14 protein-coding genes and 2 pseudogenes are annotated in these 18,858 nt (G+C 70.0%); 12 read left to right on the top strand and 4 right to left on the bottom strand.

Going from position 1 to position 18,858, the window contains the following annotated elements; translation table 11 throughout:
• Positions 1–6 precede the first annotated feature (6 nt).
• Genes ACWGJM_RS34450 through ACWGJM_RS34440 form a run of 3 tightly spaced genes read left to right on the top strand, consistent with a single transcriptional unit; the run spans position 7 to position 4,425 of the window.
• Positions 7–1,758, top strand: coding sequence for a DUF3556 domain-containing protein (locus tag ACWGJM_RS34450; RefSeq protein ID WP_453415692.1), 1,752 nt, complete (start codon positions 7–9; stop codon positions 1,756–1,758).
• The gene (locus ACWGJM_RS34445) at positions 1,751–3,166 is read left to right on the top strand and encodes a phytoene desaturase family protein (RefSeq protein WP_453415691.1); all 1,416 of its coding nucleotides are present in this window, start codon (positions 1,751–1,753) and stop codon (positions 3,164–3,166) included. Before ACWGJM_RS34450 ends, ACWGJM_RS34445 begins: the two co-directional genes overlap by 8 nt.
• A complete protein-coding gene (locus tag ACWGJM_RS34440) occupies positions 3,163–4,425 on the top strand; it encodes a PucR family transcriptional regulator (RefSeq protein WP_453415690.1) in 1,263 nt (420 codons plus the stop codon). Before ACWGJM_RS34445 ends, ACWGJM_RS34440 begins: the two co-directional genes overlap by 4 nt.
• A gap of 339 nt (positions 4,426–4,764) precedes the next feature.
• On the opposite strand, the gene deoC is transcribed toward ACWGJM_RS34440, so the two are convergent.
• Complete coding sequence (gene deoC, locus ACWGJM_RS34435; protein WP_453415689.1) at positions 4,765–5,457, bottom strand: deoxyribose-phosphate aldolase; 693 nt, start codon at positions 5,455–5,457, stop codon at positions 4,765–4,767.
• A gap of 376 nt (positions 5,458–5,833) precedes the next feature.
• Here deoC and ACWGJM_RS34430 point away from each other — a divergent pair, with 376 nt between their 5' ends.
• From ACWGJM_RS34430 to ACWGJM_RS34405, 6 genes are all read left to right on the top strand, one after another.
• Positions 5,834–6,580: a GntR family transcriptional regulator gene (locus ACWGJM_RS34430; protein WP_453415688.1), complete on the top strand. Its 747-nt coding sequence runs from the start codon at positions 5,834–5,836 to the stop codon at positions 6,578–6,580.
• A 155-nt stretch (positions 6,581–6,735) separates the two neighbouring features.
• Positions 6,736–7,896 carry a zinc-dependent alcohol dehydrogenase gene (locus tag ACWGJM_RS34425; protein WP_453415687.1) on the top strand — a complete coding sequence of 387 codons (1,161 nt, stop codon included), beginning with the start codon at positions 6,736–6,738 and terminating at the stop codon, positions 7,894–7,896.
• The gene (locus ACWGJM_RS34420) at positions 7,893–9,119 is read left to right on the top strand and encodes an MFS transporter (protein ID WP_453415686.1); all 1,227 of its coding nucleotides are present in this window, start codon (positions 7,893–7,895) and stop codon (positions 9,117–9,119) included. Before ACWGJM_RS34425 ends, ACWGJM_RS34420 begins: the two co-directional genes overlap by 4 nt.
• Before the next feature lie 2 nt (positions 9,120–9,121).
• Positions 9,122–10,537 (top strand): MGH1-like glycoside hydrolase domain-containing protein, encoded by a 1,416-nt coding sequence (locus tag ACWGJM_RS34415; RefSeq protein WP_453415685.1) that lies wholly within the window; start codon positions 9,122–9,124, stop codon positions 10,535–10,537.
• A gap of 2 nt (positions 10,538–10,539) precedes the next feature.
• The gene (locus ACWGJM_RS34410; RefSeq protein WP_453415684.1) at positions 10,540–11,541 is read left to right on the top strand and encodes a Gfo/Idh/MocA family protein; all 1,002 of its coding nucleotides are present in this window, start codon (positions 10,540–10,542) and stop codon (positions 11,539–11,541) included.
• Between the two features lie 690 nt (positions 11,542–12,231).
• Positions 12,232–12,624, top strand: coding sequence for an SCO5389 family protein (locus tag ACWGJM_RS34405; protein ID WP_453415683.1), 393 nt, complete (start codon positions 12,232–12,234; stop codon positions 12,622–12,624).
• Positions 12,625–13,209: 585 nt separating this feature from the next.
• On the opposite strand, the gene ACWGJM_RS34400 is transcribed toward ACWGJM_RS34405, so the two are convergent.
• The gene (locus ACWGJM_RS34400) at positions 13,210–13,989 is read right to left on the bottom strand and encodes an NAD(P)H-dependent oxidoreductase (protein ID WP_453415682.1); all 780 of its coding nucleotides are present in this window, start codon (positions 13,987–13,989) and stop codon (positions 13,210–13,212) included.
• A 138-nt stretch (positions 13,990–14,127) separates the two neighbouring features.
• Between ACWGJM_RS34400 and ACWGJM_RS34395 the strand changes: the two genes are divergently transcribed.
• Positions 14,128–14,976 carry a helix-turn-helix transcriptional regulator gene (locus ACWGJM_RS34395; RefSeq protein WP_453415681.1) on the top strand — a complete coding sequence of 283 codons (849 nt, stop codon included), beginning with the start codon at positions 14,128–14,130 and terminating at the stop codon, positions 14,974–14,976.
• 505 nt (positions 14,977–15,481) lie between these two features.
• Here the strand turns inward: ACWGJM_RS34395 and ACWGJM_RS34390 are convergent.
• A pseudogene (locus tag ACWGJM_RS34390) lies at positions 15,482–15,878 on the bottom strand (LysR substrate-binding domain-containing protein); the annotation flags it as partial.
• Position 15,879: 1 nt separating this feature from the next.
• Between ACWGJM_RS34390 and ACWGJM_RS34385 the strand changes: the two are divergent.
• Positions 15,880–16,181 (top strand): annotated as a pseudogene (locus tag ACWGJM_RS34385) (IS5 family transposase); the annotation flags it as partial.
• A gap of 230 nt (positions 16,182–16,411) precedes the next feature.
• Here ACWGJM_RS34385 and mdlC read toward each other — a convergent pair.
• The gene (gene mdlC, locus ACWGJM_RS34380; protein WP_453415680.1) at positions 16,412–18,031 is read right to left on the bottom strand and encodes a benzoylformate decarboxylase; all 1,620 of its coding nucleotides are present in this window, start codon (positions 18,029–18,031) and stop codon (positions 16,412–16,414) included.
• Between the two features lie 393 nt (positions 18,032–18,424).
• Here mdlC and ACWGJM_RS34375 point away from each other — a divergent pair, with 393 nt between their 5' ends.
• Positions 18,425–18,760 carry a hypothetical protein gene (locus ACWGJM_RS34375; protein WP_453415679.1) on the top strand — a complete coding sequence of 112 codons (336 nt, stop codon included), beginning with the start codon at positions 18,425–18,427 and terminating at the stop codon, positions 18,758–18,760.
• Positions 18,761–18,858: the final 98 nt, after the last annotated feature.

Genomic DNA, 18,858 nt, shown 5'->3' with positions numbered 1-18,858 from the left:
GCAGTCATGGGATTTCTCGCACCGAACACGGCGGACGTCGACGTACAGCAGTGGCGCAGCCGCCCCTACCAGCAACGCATCAGGCCGCTGGCCGAGCACTGGACCATGCACGGCTTCGGCACCCCCGGCATCGTGTACCTGCTGTACCTGATGAAGATCACCGCGTACGCGCTCGGCGGCATCGCGGTCGTCTCCGCGGCCCCCGGCGCGGGCGGCATCGCGCACTTCGGTTCCTGGTGGGCGCAGCCGATCGTCTATCAGAAACTCGTCGTCTGGACGCTGCTGTGGGAGGTGTTGGGCCTCGGCTGCGGCTCGGGCCCGCTCAGCTCACACTTCCTGCCGCCGGTGGGCGCCTTTCTGCACTGGCTGCGCCCCGGCACGGTACGGCTGCCCCCCTGGCCCGGCCGGATTCCGTTCACCGCGGGAACCCGGCGCACGGTGGCCGATGTGGCCCTGTACGCGGCGCTGCTGGGGGCGGCGGTGTGGCTGCTGTGCTCACCGGGCGAGGGCGGCGCGCCGGGCGCGTCCGGCGTGCTGGCTCCGTGGCGCGTCGCCGTCCTCGCCGCGTTGCTCGCGCTGCTCGGGCTGCGTGACAAGACCGTCTTCCTCGCCGCCCGCGCGGAGCACTACGGCCTGACACTTGTGGTCTTCCTCTTCCCGGTGAGCGACATGACCGCCGCGCTGAAACTGGTCATGCTCGCCCTGTGGTGGGGCGCCGCCTCCTCCAAGCTCAACCGCCACTTCCCGTTTGTGGTGGCGGTGATGATCAGCAACAGCCCGCTGCGCCCGGCCTGGTTCAAGCGCCGGCTGTACCGCCACCATCCCGACGATCTCAGGCCGTCCGCTCTCGCCGCCGTGGCCGCGCACGGCGGCACGGTCATCGAGTACGTGGTGCCGCTGGTCCTGATGCTCTCGCACGGCGGGACCGTCACCACGATCGCGCTGGCCGTGATGGTCGTCTTCCATCTGCACATCATGTCGACCTTCCCGATGGGCGTACCGCTGGAGTGGAACGTCTTCTTCATCTACTCGGCGCTCGTCCTCTTCGGCCACGACGCGGCGGTCGGCGCCTTCACCCTGCACTCCCCGCTGCTGGCCGTGGTGCTGGTGTTGAGCCTGGCCGTGGTCCCTCTGCTCGGGCACGTCCGCCCCGACCTGGTGTCGTTCCTCCCCTCGATGCGCTACTACGCCGGCAACTGGGCCACCAGCCTGTGGTGCTTCCGCAAGGGCACCGAGCAGCGGCTGGGCGAGCACGTCGTGAAGGCGTCCGGTCTGCCCGTGGACCAGCTCACCCGCCTGTACGGAGCCGAGGCCGCCGAGCTGGTGCTGCACCAAGGGCTGGCCTGGCGGGCGATGCACAGCCACGGCCGCGCGCTGGCCGGGCTGCTGCCGCGGGCCGTGGACGACGTGGAGTCCTACGATGTGCGGGACGGCGAGACCGTGGCGGGAGCGGTCCTCGGCTGGAACTTCGGCGACGGCCATCTGCACAACGAGCAGCTGGTGGCCGCCGTACAGCAGCGGTGCGGTTTCGCACCGGGCGACCTGCGCGTCGTCGTGCTGGAGTCCCAGCCGACCCACCGGCAGCGCCAGCACTACCGCATCGTGGACGCGGCGAGCGGCTTGATCGAGGAGGGATATGTGAACGTACGGGAGATGGTGACCCGGCAGCCCTGGCTCGACGACGAGATGCCCGCGATTCCCGTCGAACCCGTCGCGCGCCCGCGACCGGCGACCGAGGTGGCGGCCGCACATGAGTGACGCGATCGTGGTGGGGGCCGGCCCGAACGGGCTGGCCGCCGCCGTCGCCCTGGCCCAGCGGGGGCTGAAGGTGACCGTCCTGGAGGCCGCCGACGAGATCGGCGGCGGCACCCGGAGCGGCGAATTGACCCTCCCCGGACTGCTGCACGATCACTGTTCCGCGGTCCACCCGCTGGGCGTCGGCTCGCCGTTCCTGCGTACCCTCGGCCTGGAGCGCTACGGCGTCGACTGGGCGTGGCCCGAGGTCGATCTGGCCCACCCGCTGGACGGCGGGCGGGCCGGGGTGCTGCTCCGCTCCATGGAGGCGACCGTGCGCGGGCTCGGCGCGGACGGCCCGGCCTGGCAGCGGCTGTTCGCCCCGCTGGCCGACGACTTCGATGCGCTCACCGAGGATGTGCTGCGCCCGGTGCCGCATCTGCCCGCTCACCCGGTGGCGCTGGCCAGGTTCGGGTTCAGGGCGCTCCAGCCCGCCACAACGGTGGCCCGGCGCTGGCGCACCGAGGAGGCCAGGGCGCTGTTCGCGGGGGCGGCGGCCCATCTGATGTATGCGCTGACCGGGCCGACCGGTTCCGCGGTCGGGCTGATGCTCGTCGGCGCCGCCCACCGCTTCGGCTGGCCGGTCGCCCGCGGCGGGTCGCGGACCATCACCGACGCTCTGGCCGCACTGCTGGGCCGGCTCGGCGGGACCATCGAGACGGGGGTGCGGGTGGACTCCCTGGCCGAACTGGGCCCCGCGCGGATCGTCATGCTCGACACCATGCCCGGAGCCGCGGCACGCATCTGCGGCGACCGGCTGCCCGGCCGGGTCCGCCGGGCCTACCGCGGCTGGCGGCACGGACCGGCGGCATTCAAGGTCGACCTCGCCGTCCAGGACGGCATCCCGTGGACCCATGAGGCATGCCGCCGCGCGGGCACCGTGCACCTGGGCGGCACCCTGGAGGAGGTCGTCCGTACGGAGGCTCAGACCGCCGCGGGGCGGATGCCCGAGCGCCCGTTCGTCCTGGTCGGCCAGCAGTACCTCGCCGACCCCGGCCGCTCCCGCGGCGACATCCACCCCATCTGGGCGTACGCCCACGTCCCGCACGGCCACCCCGGTGACGCCACCGAGGCGGTGCTGCGCCAGATCGAGCGGTTCGCGCCGGGAGCCCGGGAGCGGATCGTGGGACTCTCGGCGCGCTCGGCCGGCGAACTGGACCGGTACAACGCGAACTTCGTCGGTGGCGACATCGTGGGCGGTGCCAACACCGCACGGCAGGTCGCCCTGCGCCCCCGGATGTCCCTCGACCCCTACAGCACCGGCATCCCCGGCGTGTACCTGTGCTCGGCGGCCACGCCACCCGGTGCGGGGGTGCACGGCATGTGCGGTGCGAACGCCGCCCGCTCCGCACTGCGGTACCTGAACCGGTGAGCGGTCCCGTGCAGCGGCCGGAGGGGGCACCTGATCCGGTCGTTCTCGCGGCCCAGGTGATACAGGCCAACCGGGACGACGTCATCGCCAGGCTGGTCGCCACCACCGAGACGGAGATCGCCCAACTGGAACACGACGAACCGCTGCACGGGCTCCTGGAAGCCAGCATCACCGAAAACATCGTCACCGCCCTGCACGTCATCATCAACCGCATCGACCCGCAGACCGTGGACGCGCCGGCCTCAGCCGTCTCCTACGCCCGCAGGCTCGCCCAGCGCGACGTTCCACTCTCAGCCTTGCTGCGCGCCTACCGGCTCGGCCATGCACAGAGCCTGGACCTGGTCCTCGGCGAGGCGGCCCGACTGGGGCTGCCGGACCCGGCCGGCACCGTCATCACCCTGGTCAGCCTCAGCTCCGCCTACGTGGACCGGGTCTGCGACCAGATCGGCCGTGTCTACGAGGAGGAGCGTGAACGCTGGGTCGGCACCCGCGGCATGCTGCGCCAGTACTGGGTCAACCAGCTCCTCGACAACCCCCGCGTCGATCTGCGGCAGGCCGAGGCCGCCCTCGACCACCGGTTGTCCGGCAACCACATGGCCGTCGAGGGATGGCTCCACGACTCCACGGAGACCACCGACCCCACCGCCGTCTTCGACCGGCTGGCCTCGCTGCTGCACACCGTCCTGCATGCACAGGGCCGCCCCCTGCTGGTCCACACCGACGAGGCAGCCGCCCGGATCTGGCTCGCCGTCAGGCCTGGTTGCCCGGTGGACCCCGACACCGTCGCCGCCGAACTCGCCGACGCCGCGCTACCGGTACGGGTCGCCCTCGGCATAGTCCGCCCGGGCCTCGACGGCTTCCGCCGCAGCACCCGCGCCGCGGCCCGCGCCAAAGCCCTCGCCCTCTCCGCGGGGTCCGGCACCCCCAAAGTGGTGGCCTTCACTCGCGTCGCCCCCGTCGCTCTCCTGGCCGACGAGCCCCGCGAACTGGCCGACTTCGTCTTCGACACCCTCGGCGAGCTCGCCGTGGACGACCGCCGCCGCGAACTCCTCCGCGAGACCCTCCGTGTCTTCCTCGCCGCCAATCGCAGCTACGCCGCCACCGCGGACCAGCTGATGGTGCACCGCAACACCGTCCACTACCGCGTGCAGCGCGCCGTCGACCACTACCACCTCGACCTCGACGCCAACGCCTTCGACCTCCACTTCGCTCTCACGATCTGCCGCTGGCACGGGTCGAAGGTCCTGCGCCGCCAGTGAAGATGACGGCCCGGGCCGCGACCACGGCGTTCCCCCCGGACACCTGGCCGACGGCCACGCGCCCCCTCACTGCTCCAGTACGAGCAGCTCTGATGGCGCTGTACAGATCATCCAACTCCTCGTACGCAGACGCCGGTTGCCAGCGCCTTTCGCCAGGAACGGCCCCGATGTCGGGAGACACCGCCTCCTCCCGGGTGCCGGCCGCGGGGAGGAACAGCGAATCCGGGGGAGGCGGCGGAGCCCGTGACCGCCGGACCGAAGCGTCAGGTATTCAGCCCGGCGGCCACGGGAGTTCGAGCGAGGAACGGCGGGCCGTCAAGCCACTCCACCTCGGACCGGTCAGGTCGCGGAACGGCGTGCCGCAAGGTCATCGAGGATGGTGGCCGTGGCGGTGGCCCCGAACCGCTCGGCTCCCGCCTCGACCATTTCCAGCAGTCGGTCGAGCGTGCGCACACCGCCCGCCGCTTTCACCTTCACGTGGGCCGCTACATGAGCCCGCATCAGGCGCACGTCCTCGAGGGTGGCTCCGCCGGGCGCGAATCCGGTGGAGGTCTTCACGTAGTCGGCGCCCGCCTGTGTGCTCAGGCGGCAGGCTCGGATCTTCTCGTCGTCCGTCAGGCAGGCGTTCTCGAAGATCACCTTGACCACGGCGTTGCTGTCGGCAGTCCGCACGACGCCGTGGATGTCGTCGGCCACGGCGGTGTCGTCTCGACCGCGCAGGCGGCCGATGTTGAGGACCATGTCGAGCTCGGCCGCGCCGTTCGCCAGGGCCTCGGCCGCCTCGGCGACCTTGGTCGAGGTGGTGGAGGCACCATGTGGGAAGCCGACGACGGTGCCCACCAGGACGCCGGTGCCTGCAAGTTCCTTCACCGCTCGGGACACGTCGGACGGCTTCACGCACACCGAAGCCACGCCGTACTGAGCGGCGAGCGCACAGCCTGTGAGCACGTCATTGACGGTCAGCTCCGGGCGCAGCAACGAGTGGTCGATCATCTTGGCGACGTCCTGCACATCCATGCTGGTGGGATCCATGAGCCCGTCCCTATGGTGAGTGTGGCAAATTTGATCGTCCTCTTGGCGTGAAACCATCCCGACCGGCCGGTGGAGGTAGGGCCATGGCAGTCCGGGTGCGCGAACCCCTGGCGGGGACCGTGCGTGATCCACCGTAGCAAGGAGCTGTCTATACGTCTATAAGGCTATCCCGGTTGCCCGCCGCCCTTCGTTCGTCTTTGCGGCCTGTTCGCGCGCCTCGGATGTCGGTGAGCGAGGGCCGGGTCACGATCCGTGACGCGGGTCACGCGGGTAGCGTCGCAGCTTTGCCCCCCTTCCGCCGCATATAGCCGATTTTCCCCCCTCAAGGCCAGTTGACTATACGGCTAGCTGGCATATTCTCTTCCTGGAGGCCCCAGTGGGAGCGGATTTCGCGCCCAGGTACTACCAAATCGAGCAGGCGCTTCGAAGGCGAATCGCCGAACAACAACCTCACGATCCGCTTCCGTCGGAGACAGAACTGTGTGCCGAATTCGGGGTAAGTCGCATGACTGCGCGAGCAGCCATGCAGAAACTGGTCGGCGAAGGTCTGGTGTACCGGGTTTCCGGGCGCGGGACATTCGTGGCCGAACCGCCGACTCACCGCAACGCGGAGAGTCTGGTGCGCTTCAGTGAGGAAATGCGCCGAAAGGGCCGGAAAGCGTCGTCCCGGTTGATTTCCGCTACCATTCGCGTGGCCGCGGACGAGGAAATCAACCGGCTTCTTCTGAAGAAGCCGGCGCATGTAGTGGAAATCAACCGTGTGCGGTCGGCCGACGACGTCCCCACCGCACTGGAGCGCGCCGTCTTTCCGGGTGAACTGTCCGACCTGGTGCGCGTTGATTTCACCGTTGCCTCCATGCATGAGGCGCTCGTCTCCCTGGGCCGGGTCCCCACCCGCGGCCACTCCTCCGTCAGGGCGGACGTCGCCGACGAGACCGAGGCCGGACACCTGGACATCGCGCCGGGCGCCGCCCTGCTCGTCGAGACGCGGTTGATCCTCGACCAGGACGGCCGGCCGCTGGAATGGGCCGAGTCTCGATACGTCGGCGACCGGTACGCGCTCGACGTCGCCTTCGAGGTCGACTCACCGGATTCACCGCCCCGGAATTCTCGCGGTTCCTGAGGGGCGTCCACACGGTGGGCGTGGTGGACGCGGCAGGTTCGCGCGGTATTTCGGCAGGTATCCGCCCTATGGGAGCACGGAATAGGCAGAGAAGCACAGCGACGGCAATGGGGCCTGCTCGCTGCCAGTGTCATGTGAATACCTGAAGGAGTGCTGTGTACGCCTACCTCATGAACGCCCCCGGAGAGCTGGAGCGCGCCATCGTCCCCGACCCGGAATGCGGCCCCGATGAGATCCTGCTTCGCACCGAAGCGGTCTCCATATGCTCCACCGACGTTTCCTATTTCCGGGGTCACCTCTTCCCCGAGACCTGGCCCATCATCCCGGGACACGAATACGTCGGCCGGGTCGCCGAGGTGGGCCGCAATCTCCGTGACTCCGTGAGCATCGGCGACCGGGTCACCTACTGGGGACAGACCGACTTCGGCGGCATGGCGGAATACCGGGCGTTACGACCGCTCTTTCCCGGGGGGTTAGGCCTGGAGACCTCCTGGTACACCGAGAGGAACTTCTACGACGCCGACCAGGCCGCCGCGGTCGTGCTACCGCAGGCCGTCCCCTCGGACCTCGCCTCGGTGATCGAGCCCCTTACCTCGGTCCTGCGCTCCCTGCTGCTCAATCCGCCACGGCCCGGCGACACCTGCGTCGTCCTGGGCTGCGGCCCCAGCGCGCTGCTGGCCGTTCAGGTCCTCGACCGCTACCTCGGCGCCGGCACCATCATCGCCTTGGACCGCAACGATGCCCGGCTGGCCACCGCCCTGCGCCACGGCGCTTCGCTCGCCTTCAACACCGAGACCCAGGGCTCCGAACTGGACGCCCTGGTCCGCGACCACCACGACCAGTTCGCCGACTACGTCTTCGACGCCCTGCCCCACATCGGCGCTCCCGCCCCGGGAACCGGCAAGGACATCCGCGAACAGGCCATGGGCCTGCTGCGGCCGGGAGGCGCGTACGTCATCTACGGCGCCACCGCAGTCCCCCAGCGCATCAACACCTGGGTGATCCTGGCCAAGGGCCTGAGGCTGCTGTCGACGCCCTTCGACGTCAGAGCCTTCCCGATGGCCCGGTCGGCGAACATCACGGGCATCGCCCTGCGCCTCGTCGAGACCGGACTGGTGGACCCTCGTCCCCTCGTCACCTCCCGTGTCGCCCTCGATGACGAGAACGGGGTCCGCCAGGCGTTCACCAGCTACGGCGACGGCGCCTCGATGAAGACTTCCATGCTCGCCCCCGAGGTGCTGCTGGAGTACATGGAGCGTGAGGCCCGCGCCACGGACACCGCCGACCTCGCGGAGCCGGCGGGTACCGTCCGGTGACTGCGGCAGGCCTGAGCCGAGACACCGTACGGCAGTCCGCCTTCGTCCGGGACCGGCTGACCGGCATGGCCTACGGAGGACTCGCCACTTACGCCTATGTGCTGTACGCCCTCGGTCCGCTGCTGCCGCTTCTGCGGCAGGATCTGCACTTCGGCTACGCGATGATGAGCCTCCACTCCACGGCCTTCGCGGCGGGCGCGGTGCTCACCAACCTCCTCTTCGAGCGGGTCCGCCGGCGCCTCGGCTACCGCACGCTCTTCTGGGCGTCGGCCGCCGGCCTCGTCGCCGGCGGGCTGCTGCTGGCCACCGGAGCCTCCGTCGCCGTCACGCTCCCGGCCGTTGCCATGGGAGGCATCGGCGGCTCCCTGCTCCAGACCACCGTGCTCGTGGTGCTCTCCGAGCACCACGGTCCCCTCCGGGACCGTGCCCTGGTCGAGGCCAACGCGGGCGCGAGCGCGACCGCGCTCGCCGCGCCCCTCGTCGTCGGCAGCCTCAAGGCCGCGGGCGGCGCCTGGAACTGGAGCTTGGTCCTGCCACTCGCCGCGGCAGGCGTGATGTATGCCGTCTTCCGCCGCGAACCGCTACGGCCCGGCACCGACGGTCCGGCACCCGGCTCCGGGGACCCGAACGCGGCTCCCCGGTTCTCCGCCACGTTCTGGATCCTCGCCGCGCTGTGCGGCGTCGTCGTCGGCGCGGAGTTCTGCCTCGTCTTCTATGGATCACCACAGCTCACCACCGTCGTCGGCCTGACCACCGGTCAGGCCGCCACGGCCATGAGCGCGTTCTACGCCGGCGAGCTGCTCGGCCGCCTGGCCGGAAGCAGCGTCACCGGCACCGGCACCCCGCAGCGTGCGACACCACGGCTGGTGGCCGCCGCCCTGACCGTCACCGCTGTGGGATTCCTCGTGCTGTGGAAAAGCAGTGTCACCTGGCTGGCCCTCGCGGGACTGTTCCTCAGCGGCCTCGGCATGGCCAACCTCTTCCCGCTCACCCTCTCCCTCGCGGTCAGTGGCGCACCGGGACAAACCGACCGGGCCACCGCCCGTGTGCAACTCCTCGTCGGTGCGGCCATCATGCTCGCACCCCTGCTGCTCGGCTCGCTGTCCGACTTGCTCGGCGTGCGGACCGCCTTCGGCGCGGCAGGGCTGCTCATCCCGCTTGCCGCGTTGCTCCTCGCCCTCGGACACCGCACGGTGTCGCCCGAACCCCAAGGAACCAGGTAACGATGTTCACCGGCATCAGCACGGACATCGCCCGCGCAACTTTACGCAGGAACCACCGCACCGGTTACTCAAGAGCCGCCCAGCGTCCCTACGACTACACCTGCCCCTCCCCGGACACCTACCCGTTCCAGTGGGCCTGGGACAGCAGCTACCACGCCATTGCACTCACCCATGTGGACACCCACCGTGCCCGCGACGAGATCCGCTGCCTGCTGAGCGCCGGCACGCCCACGGGATTCCTGCCGCACATGGTCCTGTGGCAGGACGACCTGCGCGCCACGGCCACCGCCGACTTTCGGATCGACCTCTGGCAGGGCTGGCGCTCCGTCACCGTCGCCCCGCCCGTCGTCGCCCGAGCCGTCGAACGCGTGTACCAGACAACCGGCGACGAGCTGTGGCTGAGCCGGGTACTGCCCCCTGTGCTGCGGTTCTTCACCTGGCTGAGGAGGCACCGCACCAGCCAGTCCACCGGTTTGCTGGAGATCTACCAGCCGGACGAGTCGGGCCTCGACTGCAGCCCCAAGTACGACACCGCACTTGGCATCGACGGCCTCCCCGACAACGCTGTCCACGACGCCTGGCACACCGCCATGCGCAGCCTCATCACCTCTTACTCCTCGGCGGGCCGCGCCCCGGAGACACCACTGCGGGGACGCCGCCGGTTCGTCTGGAACGACGTCCTGTTCAACGCCGTCTACGCCGATGGTCTGGCCTGCCTGGCCCGGCTGGCCCGGGCCGCCCGGATGTCCGAACAGACAGCCGCGCGGCTCGCAGGGGAGTCCGCGGCCGTCGGCGCCGCGCTCGTGCAGCACTGCTGGGACGACAACGTCGGCGTCTTCCACGACCTGGACCTCGTGTCCGGCACCCGCTCCGAGGTGCTCACCGCCAGTTCACTCTTCCCGATCCTCCTCGACTCTGTCCCCCGGCACCTCGCCGAACGGGTGATCGAGCAACACCTCCTGAACGAGAAGGAGTTCTGGCGGCCCTACCCGGTGCCCAGCGTCGCCGCCAGCGAGCCCTCGTACGACCCAGACTTCACTACGAGAGCCATCTTCCGGGGATCGAGTTGGGTCAACCTCAACTGGTACCTGTACTGGGGACTCCAAAAGCGCGGCTATCGCCGCGAAGCCGCAGACCTCGCCCGGCGCACCCGCGCCCTGGTCGCCGCGTCCGGCACCCGGGAGTGCTACGGCCCCGAGGACGCGGCCGGGCACGGTGCGCGCTCCTTCGGCTGGAGCACGCTCGTGCTCGACCTCGCGGCGGCAGGGAGCGACCCAGCGGCGGCCGCCGAGCCGGATCCAGCAGCGGACGGGGATCGGGCGGCGCAGGGAGAAGCCCCGGCGGAACGGGATCCGTCGACCGCGCGGACGGTATCCATGGCGGAACGCGTGCCGACGGCAGCGGACAGGGAGAGCTGACCATGGCCAACTGGGGTTTCCTCGGCGCCGGTTCGATCGCCCGGTCCTCCCTTGCCCCTGCCGTTCGCGCCGCCGAGGGGGCGGTCCTGTACGCGGTGGCCTCCAGCGGTCACACCCGCGCCCAGGCTCTCCGCCCCGAGCGGGCGTACCCTTCGTACGACGACCTGCTGCGCGACCCCAACGTCGACATCGTCTACATCGCCCTGCACAACAGCGTCCACCTCGAGTGGACCCGGCGTGCCCTGCGCGCCGGGAAGCACGTCCTGTGCGAGAAGCCGCTCGGGCTGTCCGCGGCCGAGGTCGACGCCATGACCAGTACAGCCCGGGACGTTGGCCGGCTCCTCGTCGAAGCCGCCTGGAACCGCTGGCACCCGCGCACGCGCGACCTGGAGACGATGCTCGCCGGCGGTGCCATCGGTGCCGTCGAGGCCGTCACCGCCCGCTTTGACGGGCTCGAGCCCGCGGTGGGCAACTACCGCCGGGACACCGGCCTCGGCGGCGGTGCTCTGTACGACGTCGGCTACTACGCCATCTCCGCCGCCCTCGCGGCCTTCGGATGGCGTGCGCCCCGGGTGGTGTGGGCGAAGCAGGAGCTGTGGCAGCGCGGCTCCGCGGACTCCGTCTCCGAGTTCCTGTTGGAATTCCCCGGCCAGGGCACGGCGGAGATCCACTGTTCCCTCGTCGGCAGAATGGCGGAGGAGTTCGCCGTCAGCGGCACGTCGGGCACCCTGAGCCTGTCGACCCCGGCCTTCTGCGCCGGTGCCACCCCCGTTCGTCTTCTCGCTGACGGCGACGGGCGGGACCGCTTCTACTCGGCTGTCGATCCGTACCGGCTGATGGTCGAGGCGATGGACGCGGCCGTCGAGGGCCGGGGGCACCCGTACCTGGTGCCCCCGGATCAGTCCCGCCTGATCGCCTCCACCATCGACGCCGTCCGCGAGGCCCTGCCGACGCACGGCCCTGTCGGCGCGGATCCGCTGGAGCGGGACGGGCGGTGCGGATGAGGACATGGCCCCCTCACCCGGCCCCTGGACCTCGTTGCGGCGCTGGGGGCCCAAAAAACCACATCGTCCGGGGTTTTCCGGTGGTGGTGACGTGGAGGGCGCTGAGGAGCCTGTCCAACAGGCTTTCGGTGAACAGGGATGCCGCGGTGGTCGATGCCGGCGCCAGCGGTCAGTCCGGCCAGGTACGTGTGACGATCCGCGTCGGCCGGGTGAGCCAGCTGCTGCGGGCCACGACGTTGTTCGACGGTGTCGGCAAGCAGGCATTGTGCTCTCGAAGCCGGCGGTCCAGGGTTCGTCAGTCCTGCACGGCGCGCGAGGCCGAGTTGCCGGCCCGGGCTCTCGACGTCGACGACGGCGTGGGGCTGGCCCTGGCCACGCGGGCTGCCGCGCTGGTGTGGATCCGGCCGCGTCGGGCGTCGGCCGAACTGGTCACCCTCGCCCTCGCCCGCGACGGCGTGCGGCTCACGGCCGCGCGGACGAGGCTGGCGGAGCAGCGTGGCCATCGGGCAGCTCGTCCAGGTCCAGTTGCTCGCCGGAGACGCGGCGGGCAGTGTCCGCACCCTCCTGGAGGAAGGAGGCGGTGAGGGGCTGCCACGGCTACAACGCCCCTTTCTACCCGCTCTGTTCGGCGGGCTCTCCAGGCGGCTCTGCGGTGCGCAGAACCACTGAAACAGAAAAGGACAGACCATCATGTCACTCGATGTCTCCCCGCAGCTGCTCGCCGAAGCCGAGAAGGGTGAGGTGCGGGAGCAGGACTTCGTGGAAACGGTGCGTACGTCCCTGCCGTACGCCTACGACCTCATCGCCCGCCTGGCCACCGAACTGCGCTCCGGCATGGCAGAGTTCGCCGACAACCAGACCCCGCCGCCCTCCGAGAAGGAGCGCGGCCAGCTGCTGCGCGCCCTGTCCAGCGACGCGATCCGCTCCAGCCTGGAACACCACTTCGGCATCGCCCTCGCCTTCCAGAACTGCCACCGTGTCGCCGCCTTCCACCCCGAGGCACGCGGCGGCGAGACCCACACGCGCTTCACGTCCCTGCGCGCGCAGATCCTCAACCAGTCGCCGGAGTTCCGCGACTGCTGAGCCACTGGGAGGGCCAGCGCATCGCGACGACAGCACAACAGCGGTGGCCGCACCGCAAGACGGCGCCGGCCTGCCAGCGTCCTGCCTGCCCGCAGCAGCCGCAGATGGGCAGCCAGGAGAGGCGGTCGGGGCTGTCAGCCCCGGTCGCCGACTGCTGAATTGCGTTCGGCGAGGAGGTCGGCCAGTTCGAGGTCCTCGGCGAGCATGGCGTCGTCCTGCGGGAGGTGGTCGCCGTTGACGAGGGCGCTACCTGGCCGCAGCAGCTCCGCGCCTTGCTGGTGGACACGGCGGGGGCATCCAGGTTCAGGTAGGGCAGGCGGTCGTCGAGATGGCCGCGCGCAGGACACGGTCGAGGGCCAGGTGACGGGACGGGCACCAGAGGCCGGAAGGCGGCACACCCCAGTAGTCATACGCGGGAATGGTCCCCACCTTGGCGCGGAGTTGCGTCCTCTTCCGTGACGGCAGGCCCCGCGCCCGAGAGACCGCCCTTACACCCTGCCCGGTGGTGCTCACCCGCACCGCCGCCACGGCCCTCGGGCTGGTCCTCGGGTCCGCGCCCCAACTCGTCCTGTCCATCGTCGGCGGTCAGCCGCGCACGTGCAGCCCGAAACCCGTGCGGCCCGCAGGCTCCAGTCCCTCCTTCAGGTGCAGCGAGGGGATCTCGTAGTCGCCGAAGTTCTGCCGCCGGAACGCGATCGGCTCGGTCGACTCCAGGGTGAGCAGGCGCTGCTCCCACGCCTTGGCGACGTCCGGGTAGTCCTCACCGGTCATCCGGTCGGCGCCGTACAGCACGAACGGCGGCAGCACCTCGATGCCCGGGTAGTAGAGGATGCCGTGGTGGATCGGGAACAGCAGATCGTCGATGGGGCCGTTGATCCCGCGAGCGGCGTAATGCGATTCCGGGCCGCCGGCGGTGACCGACAGCAGAGCCTTCCTGCCCGCGAGGGTTCCTTCGCCGAAGCGCTCGCCGTACCTGGTGTCGCTGTGCTCGCCGACGCCGTATGCGAAGTGGTAGGTGAACACCCGGTCCACCCAGCCTTTGAGGATCGCGGGCATCGTGTACCACCACAGCGGGAACTGGAAGATGACCGTGTCGGCCCACAGCAGCTTCTCCTGCTCGGCGACGACGTCCGGGGTGAGCGTCCCGGCGTCGAAGGCCCGGCCCGAGTCCAGGGCGACCTTCAGCGGACGTGAGGCGTTGGTGCCGTAGTCCGCGGCGTCCACGACCGCCTTCCAGTTCATCGCGTACAGATCGCTCACCCGTACCTCGTGCCCGGCGGTCTCCAATGTGGACACCGCGAGGTCCTTCAGCGAGCTGTTGAGCGACTTCGGCTCCGGGTGGGCGTAGACGATCAGCGTCTTCACGGGAACTCCTTCGGATCGGGTGCCTTCGATCCTGGGCCCCGCGGCGCGCGGCGTTCAGGGGCTCCTCTTCCATCGGACGGGACTTCCTGGTAATGGCAGGACCACCTTCACGGGCACCGTTGAGGCCATACTGGGGACATGGACGATCTCGCGGGCTTTCTGCGGACCCGGCGTTCCCGGGTCGACCCGGCCGTCGCCGGCATCCCCACCGACAGCCGCCGCCGGGTCGAAGGACTGCGCCGCGAAGAGGTCGCGCACCTGTCCGGAGTCAGCGTCGACTACTACGTACGCCTGGAGCAGGGCCGCGCGACCCAGCCCTCCGAGCAGGTTCTCGACGCGCTCGCCCGGGTCCTCGGCCTCGACGAGACCGAACGCGGCCACCTCTACCGGCTCGCCCGGCAGCGCCGCCGCCGCGCGAAGGCGCCGGGCGGGCGGGTCCGGCCGGAGCTGCTGCGCGTCCTCGACCTGGTCGCCGACGCACCCGCGCTGATCATGGACCACCGCCTGGACGTGCTCGCCGGGAACCGCCTCGCCGGGCTCCTCTACGGCCGGGCGATGCCGGGCCTGAACACCGCCCGGCACATCTTCCTCGAGGAGGCCGAGCGCGGTCTTTACGCGGACTGGGAGAAATGCACCCTCGACGTGGTCGGGCACCTGCGCCTGGCCGCCGGCAAATACCCCGAGGACCCCCGACTGACCTCGCTCATCGGCGAGTTGGCGATGGGCAGCGAGCGCTTCCGCCGCCTCTGGGCCCGCGCGGACGTGCGTGCCCGGACACATGGACGCAAGGCGTACCGGCACCCGCTGGTCGGACTGCTGGAACTGCACCAGGAGAACTTCGCGCTACCGGACGAATCAAGCATGGAGCTGCTGGTGCTGTCCGCGGCCCCCGGCAGCCCCGCCGAGGACGGGCTGCGGTTGCTCGCGGGCATGGGCGCGGACAGCGGTGACGCGCATCCCACAGTGAACGCTCATGTCCGCGAGTAACTCGACGACGCCCACCCACGCCGGGATCGCCTCATCGCGGCGAAGGGCCTGGCCTGGCCTGGCCTCGCCGATCGACCCGCCACCGTCCGCTCCATCGGCATAGTAGAGCCCGCCGCGGTCCCGGAGGCCTGGCCTCTCCTCATGTCATCAGAAGCTGTGGGAGCCGAAGCGTCCCCAGGCCGCCAGAGAGCGGCCACGTCGGCTCGGTGCCGGGCTTCTCGATGGCGTTCACGAGGAGGCGGTACTTCGTGCCGCTGACGACGTACCCCTGGGGGTCGTGCGCAACGAGAACGGCTGCCACAACGCGTCGCAGCAGCGACCAGACGCCTATGCAGTGAGGGGAGCGCACGTGATGGACGCGATGTGGCTGGCCGGGGGGCGCGTTCGACGCCCCGGTGGGTGGCCATGCGCACGGCGCGGGTGGGGCACACCCCCAATGCCGGCGTGCGGGTAGTTACGGCAGGAGCGGTCCACGCCGTGGTGGCCGGGGTGGGCCAATGATGAACCAGAAGGCGGCCCACTCGGTGCCGGGGGGCGAAGCCGGGCATACAGATCCGGTGTCCGGCGAGCTGAGCGACGGTCACCGACCGGGCGCCCGCCGGCGCGTGGGCACGGCCGGTGAAGAGCTGGAGCGGCTCGTCGAGCACGCGGACGGACTCGATGTCCTCGGGAAGGAGCCGGCCGGGCATGGCGACGGCGCGGAAGGACGCGTCGATCGCACCGGACCGGATAGCGGCGACGGCCGTCTCGATCTCGAACAGCATCAGCCCGTCCAGGTCGATTTCGGGGTGCGCGCGGTGGAAGCCGCGCATCGGGCCTGACGGCGCGGTGTGCGAGGCGATCACGTCGACGCGCAGTGGACGGCGGCCGGTACGCGCGGACGCGACCGCGCGCTCGACGACGCTCGCCGGTGAGCAAGGCCAGAAGCCGCTGTCTGTCGTGATCACTGCCAGGCAGCGAGGCGATTCCCCGCAGTTCGAGCTGCGCAGACGCGGGATCAAGGAGACCATCCCGGTCCTGGCGGACCCGGTCCGCAACCGTCAGAAGCTCGGCTCGCGAGGCGGGCGGCCGCCGAGGTTCGACAAGACCGACTACCGCGAATGAATCGCCTCAAACGCCACCGGGCCGTGGCCACGAGATACGACAAGCTTGCCGTGCGCTACGAGGCGACCGTGCTGGTCGCAGTCCTCAACGAATGGCTTTGACCAGCACTCCCCCAACAGACCCTAGACGCGATGAGCCATGAGCTGCACCGGGTGATGACGGCTTTTCGTTCCTTCACCGGTCAGCACCTGTGTGGCGGACCGCACCGGTCCGCGGTTCCCTCCGGTCACCAGGTAGACGCGGTCACGCAATCCGAGATCCGCTGAGCCGCCTCGATCGTCGATGGCGAGGAAGGGCGCGTTCACCGGCATCCCCACCAGGCCCGGTGGGCTCAGGTCAGGCGTGGGGCGAGCTTCTTGACCCTGTTCGTCCGGACGTTGATGAGGGTCGGGCGTTCCCGGTCTTCGACTCCGGCGCGGAGCAGCTTGGCGACCTCATCGGTGTCCGTGGCTTCGTGAGCGTCGATGCCGTAACTCGCGGCTGTGGCCACAATATTCAGCTCGGGCAGGTCCAGTCCGGGAACTCCGGCGGTGCTCTCGATCTCGGCGAACTGCTTGAGGACGGCGTATTCCTCGTTGGAGGAGACGACGATCGTCAGCGGGATCTTGTGGCGGGCAGCGGTCCACAGGGACGTGATCGCGTAGTGCATCGACCCGTCGCCCATGAGGGCGATCACCGGGCGGTCCGGGGCGCCGAGTTGAGCGCCGACAGCGGCGGGCAGCCCGAATCCGAGGCCCCCGCCGACAGCGGACATGTGGGAGAGGGAGGCGCCGGGCCGTACGTATGACGTGATCGGGACTTCGTTGGAACCGGCTTCGGTCACGAACAGGGCATCCGCCGGGGCGGCGTGGCCGACGGCCGTCCACAGGTCCGCGGCCTGCATCGGGGCTTCGGCCCGTTCCGGACGCGGTACCTCGGGCCGGGCGTGGGGGGCCGGGCGCGACGATTCGGAGATCTCGTCCAGCACTGCCTCCACCGCGGCTCGGATGTCCGCCACGTAGGCGTCGCCGACGGGTGCGCGGGCGGCCTCGTCCGGGTCGCTCGTGATGTGGATGAGGGATGTGCCCTCGGGCAGATACGGGCCGGGGATATAGGGGTAGTAGCGGAAGACCGGGCCGCCCAGTGCCACGACGAGGTCGTGGCCCTTCAGCTCTTCGGAGATCCAGCCGGCGCCGGGCGGGAGCAGGCCCTGGTAGAGGGGGTGGTTCTCTGGGAACCCGGACAGGCCCGGCAGCGGTGCCGTCCAAACGGCGGCCTTGGTACGCTCGGCCAGCTTCACGACCGGGTCCCAGGCTCCGGCGTGTTCCAGGTCGCCGTGGACCACGAAGGCAGGCGACTTCGCATCGGACAGCCGGCCGGCGATCTTCTTCGCCAGGTCCTTTCGGAACCCTCCGGCGTAGGTGACCTCGCGGTCCCGGATCATCTCGATCTCCGCGACCTGGGCGTCGCTGAGCTCGTAGGCCGCGTCGTCCATCGGCACCGAGACGAAGACCGGTCCGGTGGGCGGGGACATCGCGACGTGGATGGCACGGGCGAGGACCGCGGGTACCTCGCTCGCGATGGCCGGCTCGGCCGCCCATTTCACGAACGGACGCGGGACCATGGTGGCGTCCTCGTTGGTCAGGAGCGTCTTCTGATTCTGCATGATCCGACGCTGGTTGCCCGCGATGACGATGAGCGGCGTCTTGTTCAGGTAGGCGTTGTACAGGGCACCCATGCCGTTGCCGAGACCGGGCGCGGTGTGCAGCATGACCAGCGCGGGACGTCCGGTGACCTGCGAGAAACCGTCGGCCATGCCAACCGGCACCATTTCCTGCAGACCCAGGAGGTAGCGGAAGTCCCTGGGAAATTCCTCCATCAGGGTCAGTTCGGAGGAGCCGGGATTGCCGAACCACGTGTTCAGCCCGTGCTTTCTGAGCAGATCGATGGTGGCTTCACGGACAGTCGTCACAGCATGTCCCTTCGTCGCGCACTTGCGTCGTCGCTTCGATACCGGTCGGTGATGCCCGGGGTTCCTGATCCGGCCGCCGGTCCGATTACAGAACCGGTAGAGCATTGATGCCTTGCCAGACAGTAAGGGATGTCCCGTAGTTCCCTGGCGACGTGCGCCCGTCAGGGAATACGGGATTTTCCCTCGGTCGCGAATTTAGCAGCGCTAGAGATAAATCCGGCGTACCGCTGGCGCGCTATCCGGTACCCGCGGGTGGCCGGGAAGCGTCGGCGTGGTGACTCGCCCCACCCGAGCGATCTCACTACTGTCCGCGTCCCGGCATCTACGTACACGTCTCGGCGTGTCCATTTTCCCCGTCGCCGGTTCCACTGACCGCAGGCGTCGTGGGCGAGGGTGGAGGTGCGAAGGCGGTGCGCCGGAAAGGCCCCCCCAGCCGGGCGGTACAGCCTGAAGCTCGCTTCCTACGACGTCGGGGACACCATCGTCCGCTCCGGCGACCCGGAGTACGGGCTCGTCGGCGTCATGCCCGAGGACGGCCCGCCGGTCACCACCGCCATCTACGTCCGCGACGAGCACTCCGGCGTCTACGTCGCCGTGGGCGCCATCTACTTCGTCTGGAACTCGGACACCAAGTCGATCGACGTCGCCGACGCCTCGAACGTCCCCGAAAATCTGGACTACTCGCGAGACGGCCGCAACGAGTTCACCTTCAAGCTCACCGAGGTCTAGTCGCCGACGGCGTTGTACAGGCGACGGAGGGGGCGGGGGCCCACGGGGGGCCGCCCCCCCCGGCGGGAACCGCGTGCGCGGGGGGGTGGGGGGTTTGC

This window comes from Streptomyces sp. NPDC054834, from assembly GCF_053611185.1.
Note: the sequence above shows the minus strand (reverse complement) of the source record. Positions and strands in the feature narration are given on the sequence as shown.

What these genes read in the sequence shown, in the direction of transcription:
- ACWGJM_RS34450 (WP_453415692.1), top strand. Translation starts at nt 7, where the DNA reads ATGGGATTTCTCGCACCGAACACGGCGGACGTCGACGTACAGCAGTGG.
- ACWGJM_RS34445 (WP_453415691.1), top strand. Translation starts at nt 1,751, where the DNA reads ATGAGTGACGCGATCGTGGTGGGGGCCGGCCCGAACGGGCTGGCCGCC.
- deoC (WP_453415689.1), bottom strand. Translation starts at nt 5,457, where the DNA reads ATGGATCCCACCAGCATGGATGTGCAGGACGTCGCCAAGATGATCGAC.
- ACWGJM_RS34415 (WP_453415685.1), top strand. Translation starts at nt 9,122, where the DNA reads ATGTTCACCGGCATCAGCACGGACATCGCCCGCGCAACTTTACGCAGG.
- ACWGJM_RS34410 (WP_453415684.1), top strand. Translation starts at nt 10,540, where the DNA reads ATGGCCAACTGGGGTTTCCTCGGCGCCGGTTCGATCGCCCGGTCCTCC.
- ACWGJM_RS34405 (WP_453415683.1), top strand. Translation starts at nt 12,232, where the DNA reads ATGTCACTCGATGTCTCCCCGCAGCTGCTCGCCGAAGCCGAGAAGGGT.
- ACWGJM_RS34395 (WP_453415681.1), top strand. Translation starts at nt 14,128, where the DNA reads ATGGACGATCTCGCGGGCTTTCTGCGGACCCGGCGTTCCCGGGTCGAC.